This is a genomic window from Mariniblastus fucicola (genome assembly GCF_008087665.1).
Classification (GTDB): domain Bacteria; phylum Planctomycetota; class Planctomycetia; order Pirellulales; family Pirellulaceae; genus Mariniblastus; species Mariniblastus fucicola.
This window is the reverse complement of record NZ_CP042912.1, coordinates 6,420,423-6,436,511: the sequence shown is the minus strand read 5'-3', so window position 1 is coordinate 6,436,511 and position 16,089 is coordinate 6,420,423. Positions and strand designations below refer to the sequence as shown.

13 protein-coding genes are annotated in these 16,089 nt (G+C 53.4%); 7 read left to right on the top strand and 6 right to left on the bottom strand.

Translation table 11 applies throughout. The features are described 5' to 3' along the window. Position 1: 1 nt before the first annotated feature. The gene (locus MFFC18_RS24170; RefSeq protein ID WP_157665220.1) at positions 2-1,540 is read right to left on the bottom strand and encodes a sulfatase family protein; all 1,539 of its coding nucleotides are present in this window, start codon (positions 1,538-1,540) and stop codon (positions 2-4) included. Positions 1,541-1,900: 360 nt separating this feature from the next. On the opposite strand from MFFC18_RS24170, the gene MFFC18_RS24165 reads away from it, so the two are divergent. From MFFC18_RS24165 to MFFC18_RS24150, 3 genes are all read left to right on the top strand, one after another. Beyond that, positions 1,901-3,043 carry an FG-GAP repeat domain-containing protein gene (locus MFFC18_RS24165; RefSeq protein WP_075085863.1) on the top strand — a complete coding sequence of 381 codons (1,143 nt, stop codon included), beginning with the start codon at positions 1,901-1,903 and terminating at the stop codon, positions 3,041-3,043. A gap of 6 nt (positions 3,044-3,049) precedes the next feature. Next, a complete protein-coding gene (locus MFFC18_RS25605) occupies positions 3,050-6,145 on the top strand; it encodes a sulfatase-like hydrolase/transferase (protein WP_238381320.1) in 3,096 nt (1,031 codons plus the stop codon). 183 nt (positions 6,146-6,328) lie between these two features. Beyond that, positions 6,329-7,858, top strand: coding sequence for a sulfatase family protein (locus tag MFFC18_RS24150; RefSeq protein ID WP_075085911.1), 1,530 nt, complete (start codon positions 6,329-6,331; stop codon positions 7,856-7,858). 230 nt (positions 7,859-8,088) lie between these two features. Here the strand turns inward: MFFC18_RS24150 and MFFC18_RS24145 are convergent, their stop codons facing one another. Both MFFC18_RS24145 and MFFC18_RS24140 read right to left on the bottom strand, forming a co-directional pair. Next, positions 8,089-9,375, bottom strand: a complete 1,287-nt coding sequence (locus tag MFFC18_RS24145; RefSeq protein ID WP_075085864.1) for an MFS transporter — start codon at positions 9,373-9,375, stop codon at positions 8,089-8,091. Continuing rightward, a complete protein-coding gene (locus MFFC18_RS24140; RefSeq protein ID WP_084417336.1) occupies positions 9,368-10,285 on the bottom strand; it encodes a haloacid dehalogenase-like hydrolase in 918 nt (305 codons plus the stop codon). The genes MFFC18_RS24145 and MFFC18_RS24140 overlap by 8 nt, the downstream gene beginning before the upstream one ends. A gap of 312 nt (positions 10,286-10,597) precedes the next feature. Here MFFC18_RS24140 and MFFC18_RS25600 point away from each other — a divergent pair, with 312 nt between their 5' ends. Then, the gene (locus MFFC18_RS25600; RefSeq protein ID WP_202907572.1) at positions 10,598-11,848 is read left to right on the top strand and encodes a GntR family transcriptional regulator; all 1,251 of its coding nucleotides are present in this window, start codon (positions 10,598-10,600) and stop codon (positions 11,846-11,848) included. 612 nt (positions 11,849-12,460) lie between these two features. Here the strand turns inward: MFFC18_RS25600 and MFFC18_RS24130 are convergent. Continuing rightward, positions 12,461-12,778, bottom strand: coding sequence for a hypothetical protein (locus MFFC18_RS24130; RefSeq protein WP_075085866.1), 318 nt, complete (start codon positions 12,776-12,778; stop codon positions 12,461-12,463). 116 nt (positions 12,779-12,894) lie between these two features. Here MFFC18_RS24130 and MFFC18_RS24125 point away from each other — a divergent pair, with 116 nt between their 5' ends. The 3 genes from MFFC18_RS24125 (at position 12,895) to MFFC18_RS24115 (ending at position 14,907) form a co-directional block, all read left to right on the top strand. Continuing rightward, complete coding sequence (locus MFFC18_RS24125; RefSeq protein WP_075085867.1) at positions 12,895-13,086, top strand: helix-turn-helix domain-containing protein; 192 nt, start codon at positions 12,895-12,897, stop codon at positions 13,084-13,086. A gap of 128 nt (positions 13,087-13,214) precedes the next feature. Then, complete coding sequence (locus MFFC18_RS24120) at positions 13,215-14,012, top strand: ArdC-like ssDNA-binding domain-containing protein (RefSeq protein WP_075085868.1); 798 nt, start codon at positions 13,215-13,217, stop codon at positions 14,010-14,012. A 442-nt stretch (positions 14,013-14,454) separates the two neighbouring features. Next, complete coding sequence (locus MFFC18_RS24115) at positions 14,455-14,907, top strand: endonuclease NucS domain-containing protein (protein WP_084417337.1); 453 nt, start codon at positions 14,455-14,457, stop codon at positions 14,905-14,907. Here MFFC18_RS24115 and MFFC18_RS24110 read toward each other — a convergent pair. Beyond that, positions 14,894-15,118, bottom strand: coding sequence for a hypothetical protein (locus tag MFFC18_RS24110; protein WP_075085869.1), 225 nt, complete (start codon positions 15,116-15,118; stop codon positions 14,894-14,896). The genes MFFC18_RS24115 and MFFC18_RS24110 overlap by 14 nt on opposite strands. A gap of 89 nt (positions 15,119-15,207) precedes the next feature. Next, positions 15,208-16,068 carry a hypothetical protein gene (locus MFFC18_RS24105; RefSeq protein ID WP_148619104.1) on the bottom strand — a complete coding sequence of 287 codons (861 nt, stop codon included), beginning with the start codon at positions 16,066-16,068 and terminating at the stop codon, positions 15,208-15,210. Between the last annotated feature and the right edge of the window lie 21 nt (positions 16,069-16,089).

Sequence of the window (16,089 nt, the reverse complement as noted above, 5' to 3'; positions counted from 1 at the left end):
TTCAGTTTTTCGCTTTCGAGTTCCGCTTCTGTTTCTTGAAGCTCGGATGACGCGGGCCCTGGCCGAGGTACTTGAACGAGTCAAAATACTTCGTCGCCGCGGCTGAGTCCTTGGCTCGCGGATCGTCGCTCGCCAACAGTTCTTCGGTCAATCGACCGTGAAGTTTGTCGCGGACTTCGGCGAATTCCGGATCGTACGCGAGGTTCGTTAGCTGCTCGGGATCGGCTTGAATGTCGAACAGTTCAAAGCGAGGACGTTTTGCGAAACACAGCTCGTAACAACGTCGATGGTTGTCGTCCTTGTCGCGATTCTCAACGATGTAAGTCTTGGTCGGACCGTTGTCGGTGTCGGCCAGCCACGCAGAAGGAATCTGGGCCTGTTTGTAGTTCGGCGTGCCGTTGGGCCAGCGATCCGGACGAAAATTTTCGATCAACAGAAACTCGGCCGTGCGAATCGCTCGCATCGGAAAGCCGCCAACGTCAGGAGCTTCCTGCGCCGGCACGTGTCGCTCTTTGCCGAAGATCACATGGTCGCGGTCGTCCTCAATCAACGCGACATCCTCGGTGCCCGAAAACTCAAACAGCGGCATCCAGCTCTGGCCCGTCATGGTTTTCGGAATTTCAACGCCAGCGATTTCCAGAAACGTCGGAGCCAGATCTGTCGTGCTGACGAAATCCGTGACGACTCGATTCGCTTTGATTTTCTTCGGCCAGCGAACCGCCATCGGGACGCGAGCCCCGGAATCGTAGAGATTGCTTTTGCAACGCGGAAACGGCATGCCGTGATCGCCGGTGACGACAACGACGGTGTTGTCGAGCTGGCCCAATTCTTCAAGTCGCTTTAACGCCTGGCCAAGTTCCGAATCGAAACGTTGGACTTCGAAATAATAGTCAGCAACATCGCTGCGAATTGTTTCTGAATCGGGAAAGCAATCGAACAGCCTGATTTCGTCCAGGTCCATGCCGCTCTTTTTCCCTGAACCTTTTTTGTATCCGCGATGAGGATCGTAGGCTCCAAAACAAAAGCAGAACGGTTTGTCCGAGTCCCGCATTTCGAGGAATTGATCGAAGTCCTTGAACTTCTTCCCGGCTGGATTCACTTCCCAGTTCGAAGCATCGCCCGGCCCCCACATTTTTCTCATATGACCCGTTTCGTATCCGGCACGATCGAGCAAATGTACGAAGGCCTGATGTTTGGTGTCGAGCACGGAATGCAGATTCGCTCCTCCGCCCAGCCGCCAGAAATGCTGGCCCGTCAGGATGGCGTTGCGAGACGGCGTGCATGATGGCGAGGAGATAAACGCGTGCTCGAACAGAATGCCTTCTTTGGCGACACGATCAAAAGTCGGCGTTTTGCAGACCGGATCTCCGTAAATGCTCGCGTGTGGCCAACCCCAGTCGTCGGCGATCGCGAACAGAATGTTTGGGCGGCTTTCTCCGACTGTCGGTTCGTCTGCACAAGCAGGCGCGACATCAATGCCGACATCAATGCTGGCCATCGAAACGGCAATCGCGGTCGCAAGTTTTAGAAACAGTGGCATCTTCATAATTCCTCGCTAGGCTATCTTTGCATCGTGGTTGTCAGGATAGCCGGGATGGCCTCCGATATTCGACGGAGCGTTGCTCACCCGGGAGCATTCCCCGTACCACCAGCTTACGGCAAATGAACCGCCGATCTGCGTGTCTCCGTGGGACCGTCGAAAATCCCATCGAAAAAGATCCGACTCATTCCGTAATCTTCGGGGTTAGAATCAAAGTGTGGTGCGAAAAAGCTGCGTGAGATACGATCTCCGACTGACTTTCTGATTGAAAAATTGAGAGGATGGTTAAGTTGCGGTGATCGATGTCGCTCGTGGCATGTTGAATCGCATCTGCAGATTGCTAACCCAAAAGGCTTCGACTTGCGTCACGTTTTTGCTGATCACCTGTTTCTTGCCACGCTGAGCCTGGTTTCGTTATTCTGCTTTGTCGCTTCGGCTGACGCGCAGCAGAGGCGATTTGTTTCCAACTCGCGGATGGTTCTCGGGACGGAGACGCAGTTGTCGGCTTCCGTTCGAGCCGGAGACATCGATGGCGATGGCGACACGGATTTGGTGGTCGCCAATGGCAGACACTGGCCTCAGCAGAACTACGCATTTTTCAATCAGTCCCGAGCCCGATTTAATGTTGCGCGTCCGCTGGGAGTCGACCTTTCCACCAGTTACGCCTGCGAGCTTGCCGACCTCGACGGAGACGGTGACCTTGATATCGCCGTCGGCAACGACATGGCTCCTTGCCTCGTTTTCGAGAACGACGGCCGCGGAAGGTTCACGCGTCATTGCGAAATTGGCGAACCGACCAGCGTTCGTAGCATGACTACCGCAGACGTCAATGGCGACGGTCACATCGACCTGTTGCTGACTTGCCGAGGCCGACCGAATCGAATTTTTTTCAACGACGGGAAGGCTGGATTTGAGAAGTCAACCACGTTCGGCTCCAAAGACGATTCGACGATCGATGTGGCAGTCGCTGACTTGAACGAAGACGGTCATGTCGATCTGATTCTGGCGAACCGGGACGCTCAAGCAAACATGATTCTGTTGGGTGAAGGCGACGGAAAGTTCGCGTCTGGAACACCGTTTGGCAAAACTGAAATCTCCAGCCGCGCGGTCGCCACGGCCGACTTCAATCTCGACGGACATATGGATTGGGTCATGGGAAACATTGAAGCTGCGAACACCATTTTCTTCGGCGATGGCAAAGGTGGCGTTGCTCGCGAGCTCAACGTCGGGTCAGCAGAGAGCCGAACGTATTGCATCGCAGTCGCTGACTTCAACAAGGACGGTCGGCCTGATTTCGTGGCTGGAAATACTGGGCAAAAGAACGCGGTCGCCTTCAATTTGAAAGACGGCACGTTTAATCTAAATCAGTTCGGCGGCTCCGAATCCGCCAGCTATGGAGTTTGCGTGAGCGACTTGACTGGCGACGGTTACGCCGACATCGTCATCGCCAACTCCAACCAACAAAATCGAATCTTCGTGAATCAACCTGTTAAAGAAAACTGAACTCATATGGCTCATTTTAGAATTCGTCCCACGGTCGCAATTGTGGTTGGCATTGCGATCGCGATCTTGGTTTCGGTCTCCGCATTGCAAGTTCACGCCCAGCAGGAAAACACGGACTGGCCAGGCTTTCGAGGCACCGGCGCTGTTGGCGTCGCGAACGGATTCGAGACTGCACTTGAGTGGGACGTGACGAACCCGGATGACAAATCCATTCTGTGGAAGTCACCGGTTCCCGGCTTGGGGCATTCCTGCCCGACGATTGTCGGCAACCGAATCTTCGTCGCTACCGCGGTCGCAGAGGACGGGGAAGCCAAGCTTCAGTTTGGTCGAGCCGGCAACATTGATGCTGCTGATGACGATAGCGAACAGTCCTGGATGGTGCTGTGTTTTGACAAAACAACGGGCAAGGAACTTTGGCGAAAGACAGCTCACACCGGAATCCCGAAAGCAACCCGACACACCAAAGCGACGCATGCGAACACGACGGTGGCTGTCGACGGAGACAACGTGGTGGCTTTCTTCGGTTCCGAAGGGCTGTACTGCTATGACCTTGAGGGCAACCTGAAGTGGAAGAAAGACCTTGGCGTCGTCGACGTCAGCAAGTACGGCACGGGCTGGGGCTACGGAAGTTCTCCGGCGATTCACGATGGCCATATCGTGTTGGTTTGTGACGATCCGGAACATCCGTACGTCGTGGCGCTGAAACTGGCTGACGGCGAAGAAGTCTGGCGGAAGACTCGTGACAAAGACTGCGAACGAAGTTGGGGCACTCCGTTGATTCACTCGGCCGATGACGGCGCGAAGGTTGTCGTCAATGGCTGGCCGTGGATTATCAGCTACGACCTGGCGACGGGCGATGAAGTTTGGCGAGTCAAAGGTGGTGGCGACAATCCGATCCCCACGCCTTTTGTAGTCGATGAACATATTTTCATCACCAACGCTCACGGTGGAAGGTCGCCCATCATCGCGGTCCGCACCGATGCGAAAGGTAACCTCGACGAAACCGAATCGCCTGACGATGCCGGACTCGCCTGGCGAACCGAAAAGGGTGGTAGCTACATGTCGACGCCGGTCGTTGTTGGCGAGCACATGTATCTTGGGAACACCAACGGCGTGTTGCGATGCTTCAACGTGAAATCCGGCGAGAAGGTCTACGAAAAACGCATCGCCAGCGGCGCCTATATCGTGTCCTCGCTGGTCGCAGCCAATGACAAAATCTATTGCACGGCCGAAGACGGAACGGTCTACGTGATCAAAGCCGGACCGGAATATGAAGTCCTTGCTCGCAATCGACTTGGAGCCCCCTGTCTGGCGACGCCAGCAATTTCAGCCGGCGTTTTGTTCTTCCGCACCGCGTACTCGTTGATCGCGATCGGCCCCAACAGCGACGCCGAAACGGCTGAAGAAACGGACGTGACGAAGAAAGCCAAAAAGCCCAACATTCTGTTTATCGCTGTCGACGATCTGCGTCCGTCGCTGGGTTGCTATGGTGACGAAGTGGCGGTTTCTCCGAACATTGACGCGCTATCGGCGCGAGGGATGACGTTCAATCGAGCCTATTGTCAGGTGGCGGTTTGCAATCCGTCGCGTGCGAGCCTGATGACCGGATTGAGCCCGGATTCGTTGGGCGTGTGGACGTTGCCGATCCATTTCCGTGAAGCCAAACCGGACGCGGTCACGATTCCACAATGGTTCAGAAAGTCGGGCTATGCGGCGGCGAGTCACGGCAAGATTTACCACAACCCGACTCCGGATCCGCAGTCGTGGAGCGAGCCAATTCGCAGACTTCCGAAGCTGCCGTACCCCTATCCGGAAGGGACCAGAGAATTGGTTAACGAAGCGATGGAAAAGCTCCCGCAGAAAGATTGGCGGAAAAACAACCTGCGCCGACCGAGCACTTCGGCTCCTGATTTGCCCGACAATCAAGTGCTCGACGGCGCCCGAACAGACCAATGCATCGAAGATCTGAAGCGGCTTGGGAAATCATCACAACCGTTCATGCTGGCGATGGGCTACGTCCGTCCGCATTTGGCTTTTATCGCACCGAAAAAGTATTGGGATATGTACGACCCGGAGCAGCTTCCTGTTCCGGTCGACCAGCATACGCCAATTGGTGCTCCGCAATATTCGATGCACAACAACAGTGAACTTTCGCACTACGTCGACTTGATCGATATGCCCAAGCCATGGGACGACGAAACGTTGCCGCCAGAGAAAATGCGTCAGCTGATTCACGGCTACTACGCGTGCGTCAGCTACGTCGACTCACAGATCGGACGATTACTGAAGACGTTGGACGAGGAAGGACTGCGCGAGAACACGATCGTTGTTCTGTGGAGCGACCATGGCTGGAAGCTTGGCGAGTACCGTGGCTGGGGAAAGATGACCAACTACGAAATCGATGCACGAGTTCCGATGATCATTTCCGCGCCCGGCATGAAAACCGCGGGAGAAAGCACAGACTCGCTGGCGGAACTGATCGACATCTATCCGACCTTGTGTGAGTTGGCAGGCATCGAGGTGCCGGATTTCGTGGAAGGCAAGAGCTTGGCTCCGGTGTTACAGGACTCCAAGGCACGCGTCCGCGAGTCGGCGGTCAGTCAGTACTATCGCAAGCACCAAGGCCGCGAATACATGGGTTATTCGATGCGGACGGACCAGTATCGCTACATTGAGTGGCGGGATTTTGGCACGGGTGAACTGGTCGAACAGGAATTGTACGACCACTACGAGAACGAGATGGAAACCGAGAATCTGATCGCGTCCGTTTCGCCCGGCGCGGTGGAGGGGCTTTCCGCGCTGCTCAAGTCAACTCATCCGCCGAAGAAGCTTGAGTTGGTTCCGGCGATCCACACCAGCCCATCAGGTGCCGGTCGCCTGGCGGCAGACATCTCGTTTGAAAATGAAACGGACGTTGAGATTACCGTCTATCCAATTGTTTCCAGTGGGAAGCGGAATCGTGGCAAGAAAATCGCGCCGGGCAAGTCGTTAAACCTCAAAGGTCGCATCGGTGGTGCGTACGTTGTCGAAAGCGCTGACGGTACGATTCACGAGGTCCATTCGCCTTGCTGGCCGCCAAGGCCTGTCGTCATCCGCAAATAGCAGCTCCTCAGAAGCTGAGTCGATTCGTTCGAAGTACCGGCTTCATACGAAGTCGCATTTCTTCGGGCCGAAGCCAGGCTATCAACGCGAGCAGGGCGGACTTCCTCGCCGCTCGCGTTTACAATAGACGTGTCGAAACTGCGACATTAGCTCATCCTGTAGGCTCACGCAAAGATGCACTTCATGAACCAGCTCAAATTCAAGTTCTCTGCGACGCTTCTTCTCTCGTCTCTGTTTTTGCTGCCGCACGTTCAAGCCGACGAGCTTCCAAACGTGATCTTCGTCATGGCCGATGATCTTGGGATTGGAGACATCTCACCCACGAATCCTGAATGCAAAATCAGGACGCCGAACCTGCAAACGATGGCCAACGAAGGTATCACCTTCCTCGACGCGCATTCGCCCAGTTCCGTCTGCACGCCGACACGATACGGGGTCCTGACAGGGCGATACAACTGGCGTTCGCGTTTGGCTCGCGGCGTCCTCAGCGGAACCAGTCGCCATTTGATTCCCGCCGATCGCCCGACGGTTGCTCATTTGCTGCACCAGTCTGGCTACCACAATCAGATGATCGGCAAATGGCATCTGGGTTGGGATTGGGCCAAAGTCCCCGGTTCAGACGGGAAGGAAATTGATTTTACTCAGCCAGTGAAAAACGGCCCCGACGTTAATGGATTTGATGGCTACTACGGACATTGCGGTTCGCTCGACATGCCACCCTATGTGTGGGTCGACACTGGAAAAGCCACGGCCGTCCCAGTTCGTAAGGAAGGCGTGACAAAGAAACAGAACAGTTACGGATGGTACCGAAAAGGTCCGATCAGCCCGGACTTCGAGATCGACAACGTGTTGCCGCACTTGTTCCAAAAGAGCATCGACCACATCAAGCAACGTGCATCGACGACGGATGGCAAGCCGTTCTTTTTGTACCTGCCGTTGCCCGCACCCCACACTCCGATCGTGCCAGTGCCTCCTTTCAAAGACGCCAGCGGAATCAATCCCTACGCGGACTTTGTGATGCAAGTGGACCACCACATGGGGCAGTTAATGGCCGCGGTCAAAGAAGCCGGCATCGACGACAATACGATCATCTTTTTCACCAGCGACAACGGTTGTTCTCCCGAAGCCAACTTCGGCGTGCTCAAAAAACATGGCCACGATCCGAGCGCAGGCTTTCGCGGTCACAAAGCCGACATCTACGAAGGCGGTCATCGAGTTCCGCTGATTGTGCGCTGGCCAGATGGCATCGAGTCCGGTCAAACCACCAACGCGTTGGCGTGCCTGACTGATTTTTACGCGACGCTACGGGACATCACCGGGCAACCCGCGGAAGATCTTGGCGGAGAAGATTCCTACAGTTTGTTGCCGGTTTTCAAGGGCGAGCCATCGAATCGCAAGTCGCTGATCAGCCATTCGATCGGCGGCTCGTTTTCAATTCGCGAAGGCGACTGGAAGTTGTGCGTGTCAGCCGGAAGCGGTGGATGGAGCAGCCCACGAGAAAAAACTGCGAAAACGAAAGGTCTGCCGTCTATGCAGTTGTTCAACCTCAAGTCCGATCGTGGCGAGCGAAGCAATCTGGTGGCATCCAACCCGGATCAGGCTGAGTACCTGATGTCGTTGCTTGAGGATGAAGTGACACGAGGCCGCTGCACTCAGGGTGGAAGTGTGCCGAATGATCGCGACGTGGAATTTCTGCCTTCGAGCGACGAATGATGCGGATGCCATCAAACGCACATTCATTCTTCCGACTCGGTCTCGATTGCTGCTCAAACATGGGAACTGAACTTCCGGGAAAAGAGAGGGTAGGGTCAACAAAAAAGAGGCTTGGGACAGACGCCCAAGCCTCTCAATTTCTGTCTGAACACGACCCCAATTGAGTCGTAACCGGCCAGATATAGCCAACCGCGTTGCGTTCTCGTGGCTTCATCTTGTCTTGCAAAGCGTTATGCTGCAGGAAGGTCAACGGAGCAACTCGCCGGTTCAGACTCTGTCGAGTTGCGATCTCGGAGCGTCTCCGAGGAAACAGTTTCGGCGAGCGCTGCGGCAAATAAGATCGTACAACCGGACGTTAAGACCAACAGACTCAGTGCCCAAGCCAGCCCAACCCACTGGGCAATGAACCCAATCAACGGTGGCCCGAGCAAGAAGCCAAAATATCCAATCGTAGAGACCGATGCCAACGCCGCGCTGGAACTCACGCCTTCGAGCCGTCCGCATTCGCTAAACGCGACCGGTACGATGCTGGAGAACCCGATGCCAATCAGCGCAAACCCGGCCAACGCGATGAAAATATTGGAAGCGAGCACGATCATCAGGACACCGGCCAGTGCCACCATTGCACAGACACGTACGTGACGTCTCGGGCCCAGTTGGTACGAGAGTTGGTCGCCTGCGCAACGTCCACCTGCCATCGCGATCGCGAAGATGGCGTAAGCCATGGCCGCCAAGCCTTCACCCGCACCGAGGTTGTCTCGCAAGAGGACGGCACTCCAATCGGCCATCGCGCCTTCGCCTGCCATAATGCAAAACGCGATCGCACCCAGCATTCCCAATCGGAATATGGACTTCCGACCGAATCCTGCACTACGTAAATTCCGCTTGATTGTGACGCCTGGCACAGCCTCGTCTCTCTGCGACCGTACGACGTCGCACTCGCGATCAACAGGCAATAGTCGCGACACGATCGGCAAAATGGCAATTGTCAAAGCAATCGTCGTGAATCCAAAGTGCCAGGCTGGAACCAGGCCCATCGACGCAACGCCTCCACCGACCATCGCCCCCAGCAATCCGCCGCCGCTCCACCAGGCGTGGATCGACGAATTGACTGGTTTAGTCCAACGACGTTCGATCTCAACCGCCTGAACGTTCATCGCTACATCCAGCGTGCCGTGCCCGACTCCGAACACAAATAGGGCGACGTACAAAAGCGACATGTCAGGCACCCACGGGATGATCGGCAGGCCGATCAGATAGATGGCCGCTCCGCAAGCGACCATAGCGCGACTGCCGAACCGCGTGGACAACCAGCCTGCGACCGGCATGGCGATCAGTGCCCCCAAGGCAACAGCCATCAACGCAATACCAAGCATCGCGTGCGACAGTTCGTAGCTTGACTGAATCGCCGGAATCCGTGTCGCCCACGTGGCATACACAAATCCGTTCAGGCAAAACAAAGCTCGTACCGCCCACAAGCTCACTCCCAGTTCCGATCCATGGCTGCGACTATTCACAACGCATCTCCGGCGAAGTGGAAACAAAGTTTGTCGGTAAAATCGTCAGCCGATCGACCTGATTCCTTTCCCAACCCTGTACTTCGAGTCCGCATTTTTCAAACAGTTCACGAATCATCGCGCGATCTTTCCAGCCAACGACATCTTCGAGAATGGGGACAAGCACACTGAATGCGTTATCACTCAATACCGTCCGTCTCGCGATCTGAGCCAGGTGCCGGTTTTCCGAAAGCGCAATCGTGTACCCGTCACAACTGTTGACATGCAGCATGACGTGAACATCTGAACTGCCGTCGCCCATGTAGACCACGCGGTCCCACGGTATTCCCAGTCGCTCCTGCAATTCCGTCAATACGGTCACTTTTCCGTATCCCGCTGTCAATTGCGAAACCGATGTGATCTCACCACTCTGCGGGTGATAGTTCAATTGAGTTCCAACAATGTTCTCCGGTGCCACGATTCCATCCAGTGCTGATCGTACGACTTCTTCGGGAGAGGCCGATACGACGAAGAACGTGAATCGGTGGCCGTCGATTCCCTCCATCAACAGCTCCATCAGCGGCGCAAGATTCTTCTTCAGCCGGATTCGCTTGCCAGCTTCCACCAAGTGCTCACGGCGGACTTGCCTGTAGTCCGGGTCATGCAACAGCAGATAAGTCAGCTCGCCACCCTGCTGTACCAAATGGGAACTCGCCAATCCAGCAACTCGCTGCTCAAAGTCGGGCAAGCCGAGCATATCGCTCAGTTCCACGCCGGTATCGTTGAAGCTGAGCGTCTGGTCAAAGTCACTGGCCAACAAAAGGTGCTTTGGCCTTGTGGCGACGGCGGATTCCGGTTGTTCGCTACGCCGCTCGCTGGCCACGCGTTTAGTCGCCGTGCCATTTTCTGTCCTTGGTAACGTCGTATTCATGTTTGCCTCCACTGACCGAATGTTCGAATTCAGAAGCTTTTGGGAAGAGCGCCAACAAGACGCACGGCCCGATCAAAGCGGTGTCCGCGAAAAGTACTTCCGCAACGATCCACTTCCTCCTTGCTTCGACAATCCTACGGCGACCGCCGCCGGAAGACATAGACAGATCGAAGAAATCGGTCACAATACCTGTCAGGTTTTTCATGTAACCTGTCAATTACAGGCCGCACGAATGCCATAATGGAGTGGAGGGTTCCGTTGGCCCGAAAGACATCCAGATTTTTCAACGTGAATATTTTGTTAAGGGAAATCATGAGCGTTTCCAAGTACCGCAGGATTGCCAACGAACTGCGTTCTGATATTGCAGCTGGCAAGTTTTACCCGACGGGAAAGCTGCCAAGTGAAACCCAACTTGTAAGGCAGTATGAAGTTTCGCGACCGACCGCCGCAAGAGCACTCAAGGAGCTTGAGGATCAAGGGTTAATTGAGCGTCGCACCGGGTCCGGTTCGTTTCTTCGCCACAAGACTGCCTCTGTCGCGGATGGGCAACAGGTGATCGGAATGCTCGCTCCGGACATTAGCTCGACCGAAATCCTCGAAGTCATTTGTGGCGACTTGGCGCGACTTGCTCGACTCCATGACTACGCCGTGCTGTGGGGTAATGAACGCGAAGAGTCAAATGATCCGGAGCGAGCGGAAGACCGGAAAGATCAGAACGCCCGTGCAGCCGAAGTTGATGCCGCTGAGGCTGCCCGTCAGGCGTGCGACCAGTTCATTAAACGCGATGTCCAAGGAGTTTTCTTTGCACCCTTTGAAAATCACGACGACAGCGCAAGCCTGAACCTGAGTATCACCAAGAGTTTGCGGCAAGCTGGAATCTCAGTCATTTTGCTGGACCGGGATATCACACCGTTTCCTTCGCGCAGTGAGTTTGACTTGGTGGGCATCGACAACTTTGGTGCAGGATTCAAAGCTGCAGCTCATTTATTGCGAATGAAATGCAAGCGCCTCTTGTTTCTGGCGCCCCCGAGAATTGCACCAACCGTCTGCCAGCGCATCTCCGGTGCACGCGAAGCGGTTTTGCAACAGAACAGTGAGCACCATTCGGTCGAGTCTTCGCTGAACGTGGTATACGTTGAACCGGATCAAACCGAGCAGGTTTCCGATCTTGTCAGGTGCTTTTCCAGCAGGACCAGAAGCCGAACCTTATCGCAACAAAAAAATGCCTCTGCGGCAACCACGAACGCGAAGGGCAAAGCGTCGATCGACGACATCGATGCGATCATTTGTTCCAACGACCGAGTGGCTGCCACATTGATGCAAACGCTGGCTAGATTGAAGATTTCGATCCCATCTGACATTCGGTTAATCGGATTCGACGACGTGACGTATGCTCAACTATTGACCACACCGCTGACAACGATTCGCCAACCCTGTCGGGACATTGCGGTCGTCGCCTTTCGCGCAATGGCGGACAGCATTGAAAAAGTCGTCGTTCCGCCACGGCAATACCTGTTGCCCGCAGAACTTATCGTCCGTGAATCATGCGGCACTTATTTGTAGAACACCACTCACGGGTGATCGCGGTTGCCGATCAGTTGTTGCTTCCGTCCATGGCTAGCCCGACGGAAAGTTTTTAGGCGGAGTGGCTCGCTGGGGTTGATGGGAGTCAGTACCGTCTGGCCAACGCGCTGGTTTGGGTCTGAAGAATGTAGACATGAAACATTTTTCACGCCTCCAGAAGCAGACAAAAACAAGATATGAAGAAAGCCGTCACCTGAATTTCAGATAACGGCGTCATCTTGAAGCTCCCCCGGCAGGGCTCGAACCTGCGACAAACGGATTAACAGTCCGAAGACATAGCCCGAAAAACCCCGTAAAAATTGGTGTTGGAGAAGGCCGCACAGCAAATACACAGCAAACCAATCAAACGGATCCAGTCTTGCGGCAGATCGTCAGGGATTGGGAGAAGTTGCCAAACGAAATCAAACTGGCAATCAAGAGTCTGTTGAAGGTCGGGGTTCGCAAAGCTGACTGAAGCAGAATATTTAAATATACGCATCGGTCCATCCGTCCCAAAAACTGATCAGCTAAAGAAGGGAGTGCCAGGCCGCTAAACGATGAAAGTTGTTGGCGGATGATTCTCTGACATAGAGAAAAATCGACTGCGATTTGCTAAAGGCTGAATTCTATTTGGAGAAACTCGAGATCTTCGACCCGTGGACGTCCTCTAGGTGCACTAGGGCTTACTTGAATAAGCAAAAACAGATCGCCGTCTCGCGGTTGAGGCACTTCCGTTTTTTGCACAATCTCAAAATCAATACCCGTCAACACAGCCAAAGCTCGCTTGGTCGAGCCGTGAAATATGTAAGGTGCGACTTGATCATTCGAGTGACTACCCTTGATCAAAATTGAAGCATCCTCTCGACTCAGTTCGATGCATTTGAAATTCCCAGCACAGAACTTCGGCGGCTTTGTGACGATAAGAAGCATCAAAAATCCTGTAAAACGTGATAGTGTTCGCGCCCCAACCCTGTAAAACGAGCTTGACGACCGATCAATGTGAAGGATACTCTTGTTGACGAACATCAACAAGAGAATTATTACATATGAGCATTTCAGACACACTTAAAAAAGCCGTTGAAAAGGCCGTCAAGCAACAAAGCATGCGATCAGTCGCCAGAGAGTCTGGCGTTGAACCCGCTGTCCTGTCCCGATGGCTGTCAGGTGACAAGATCCCTCGTGGTGATACATTGGACGCCATCGCGAATTGGGCTGGTTTTGAACTGAAGAAAAAGTAGTCAATATTTTTTGGATTAAGTGTTGACGATCGTCAACACTGGCGATACATTGATATGCGTACTTGAACGAGTCAGGCGTTTTTCCTGACAGGCCACATGCGAGCCTAGATCGCACAAAGGAAATTGAGATGACTACTGCTACCAAGAACAATCGCGCTAAAGAGATCCTTGTTGAAAACGTAACCGACTTGATCAACTCAGAGCAGTACAAAGCTGCTTTGTCTTTCCGGCAGAACTTCCAACACCACTACAGCTTCCGGAACCTGTTTCTGATCTTCTCCCAGTGCCCAGAAGCCCGAATGATCGCAGGCTATCGCAAATGGCAGGCAATTGGCCGCCAAGTAAAGAAAGGAGAAAGAAGCATCGCGATTCTGGCCCCAATGCTAAAGAAAGATGAGCAGACTGGGGACCAAAAGCTAATTGGTTACAGATCAGTCAGCGTATTCGACATCGGCCAAACCGTTGGTGAAGAAATCCCAGCAATGCCAGAGGCAAGAACCATCCTGGGCGACAACAAAGCCATACAGGACGCCAGAAAAGCATGCGAAGAACTGGCAGAGTCATTGGGGCTGGAAGTCGAATACAAGACGCTTGAGGGACCATGTGGAGTCTACTTGCCACAATACGCCAAGATCCTCATTGATAAGCATCTACCCGCAGCACATCGCTTGAAGACGCTGATACATGAAATTAGTCACGCCATGCTAGATCACGGCACCAGCGACCAGCCAAGACACGTCATGGAACTGGAAGCAGAATCAGCAGCTTACATGATTTGTGACTCGCTGGGATTGGATACATCAGACTATTCATTTGCGTATCTGGCTGGTTGGGCAGAGAAGCCTGAAGAAGTCATCACAGCCGCCGAGAGAGCCTGCAAACTTGCAGATCAGATCATGGAACAGATGCAAACAGTAGCCGCATAGCGGGCAACAGAGAGGGATTAATTGAGACCGCTGGTGCCAAAGTTCTGGCACCGGCATCCCTTGCTTTACGAGCCACCCCCTCCCCCTATGCCCAGATCCCGAATTGCCTGACGCCACTTCCCTAATGGAAGGAATTTTTTTGGTGAAACCTTGGGACCGCAGAACTGTTTTGCAATTCAATGCGTTGCTGGAAAACACTGCATTGTTGAAAGTGTAAAGTTGACACTTTCTGCGGCTTGGCGCTTTTTTCCTTGGATTTGGCCCCGATTTTACATTTTGTAAAACGTCAGATTTTACGCTTTTTGGTTTTCCCAACGGCCAAACGAGCCTGTCTGGCTCCAATGCGGTTGTTACAATTTTACTCCTACCGATCCTTCCCTGCGGACTTTTTCAATGCTTACTCTTCTGTTTCTTGGCTGCACGGCTGAAATCATGATTTTTAATGGTTGCACAACTTCATGTTGGTGGATCGAAACAGGGGACCACTGAACCTGCCAGTAACGAATTGCCCGAACAAGTTGCGACCCAAACGATAGGGCTTGAACGAGATATGCAAACTGCAATCCGTTTGAACATTGAGCAGTTGGAACCCGGTCTCAGAATCACTGACGGAGGCAAAGAGCGGTCTGTTGAAACAGGATTCATAGATATTTGTGCTACGGACGCGGATGGCAAAACGGTTGTTATCGAGTTAAAAACCGGCGTCGCGGGACAAAGGGCCGTTGCCCAAGTATTGAGCTATATCGGAAGTGTCATGGACGAAGAGGATGTCGGTGATGTTCGGGGAATGCTTGTCGCTTCTGACTTTGACAGAAAGGCGCGTGCTGCTGCTAAAGTCGTTCCTGCACTCACATTGATTCGTTATCAGTTTTCGTTTCAGTTTACTCAGGAATAGTTTCAACATCCTTCTTTGATGTCGAATAGTCTTCATGATCGCTTTTGATGTTGTCGGCGTCCCTTCCAGTTTGGAGTGAAGCATCCGATTTGGCGTCACGAAGAGCAGCCACGATTTCGATTCGAATTCCTTTTGTCTTTATCTTGTTCCCGCGACACCCATCCTTGAGACCTCGCTTGATTGCTTCGTCAACAGCAATCCAATAAACCATCTAGCCAAAGTAGTACGAGTCTCCACAAAGAGGTGCAACGGTTGAATGTAGAGTCATCGCGCCCGCGATCAACGCCCTGAATCGCTAAGTCAACTTTTTGTCTGGGAACAGTCCGCGTGCGTAGCGTTAGAGATGTGCCCGCCAGGTTCACACTTGGTTGGGTCATACTTGTTGGCAACTGAAAGGGCCCAAGCAACCCACTCCTTTGCGTCTGGAGAGAATGGGAATTCGTCGTCGTTCTGCACTGCTTCAATGTATAGACGAAGAGTTTTGCACTGCTGCCATTGCATTGCCTCAGCGAACAAAGCACGTTCTTTCTCTTCGATCATTTCTCTGGCCGCTTTTTCTTCGGCCAGTTGTAGCCTTCGGCGTTCTGCCTCCCGTTTTTCACTCTCTCTGGCTGCCCAGATCTTGCGAATTCGATCTATTTCAATGATCAAAAACATGAACAGTCGGTTGATGTTGTCTTCAACTTTCACTTTCTGGCCGTCCTTTACGCTGTAACAAGCCGTTCCTAGCGGGCCATCCAGCTCGAGCAATAGCTTCCCAGTACTTATCATCTCGTACTTGGGACCTCGCATCCACGAATACTTTTTCATGTCTCGTTTCTCGTCTTCAGTCGGTGGGCGAAGTTTGCGTTTCGCGGACTCACGCAACTTAAATTGAACCGAGAATCCGAAGCCGTTCGCATAAAGTCCTTTCCTCCATGCGTCTTTGGCTGTTCCAAATTCGAACCCTAATGACTCAGCAGTCTTGACCACAGCATCCATGATCAGCAATGACCGGCGCTGCAGCGGTTTGCCAACACTGATATTCAGTCCTGGCAGGTCACGGAAACGAGAAGACCATTTTGAAAAATCACTGGAGCCAATACCGAATTCCTCTCGCCGACGTTCAACAAGCGGATGCAAACCACGCAATTGTTTTGCAACTACGATTTCGGTTTTCAATTCTTCTGCTAGTCGCTCCAA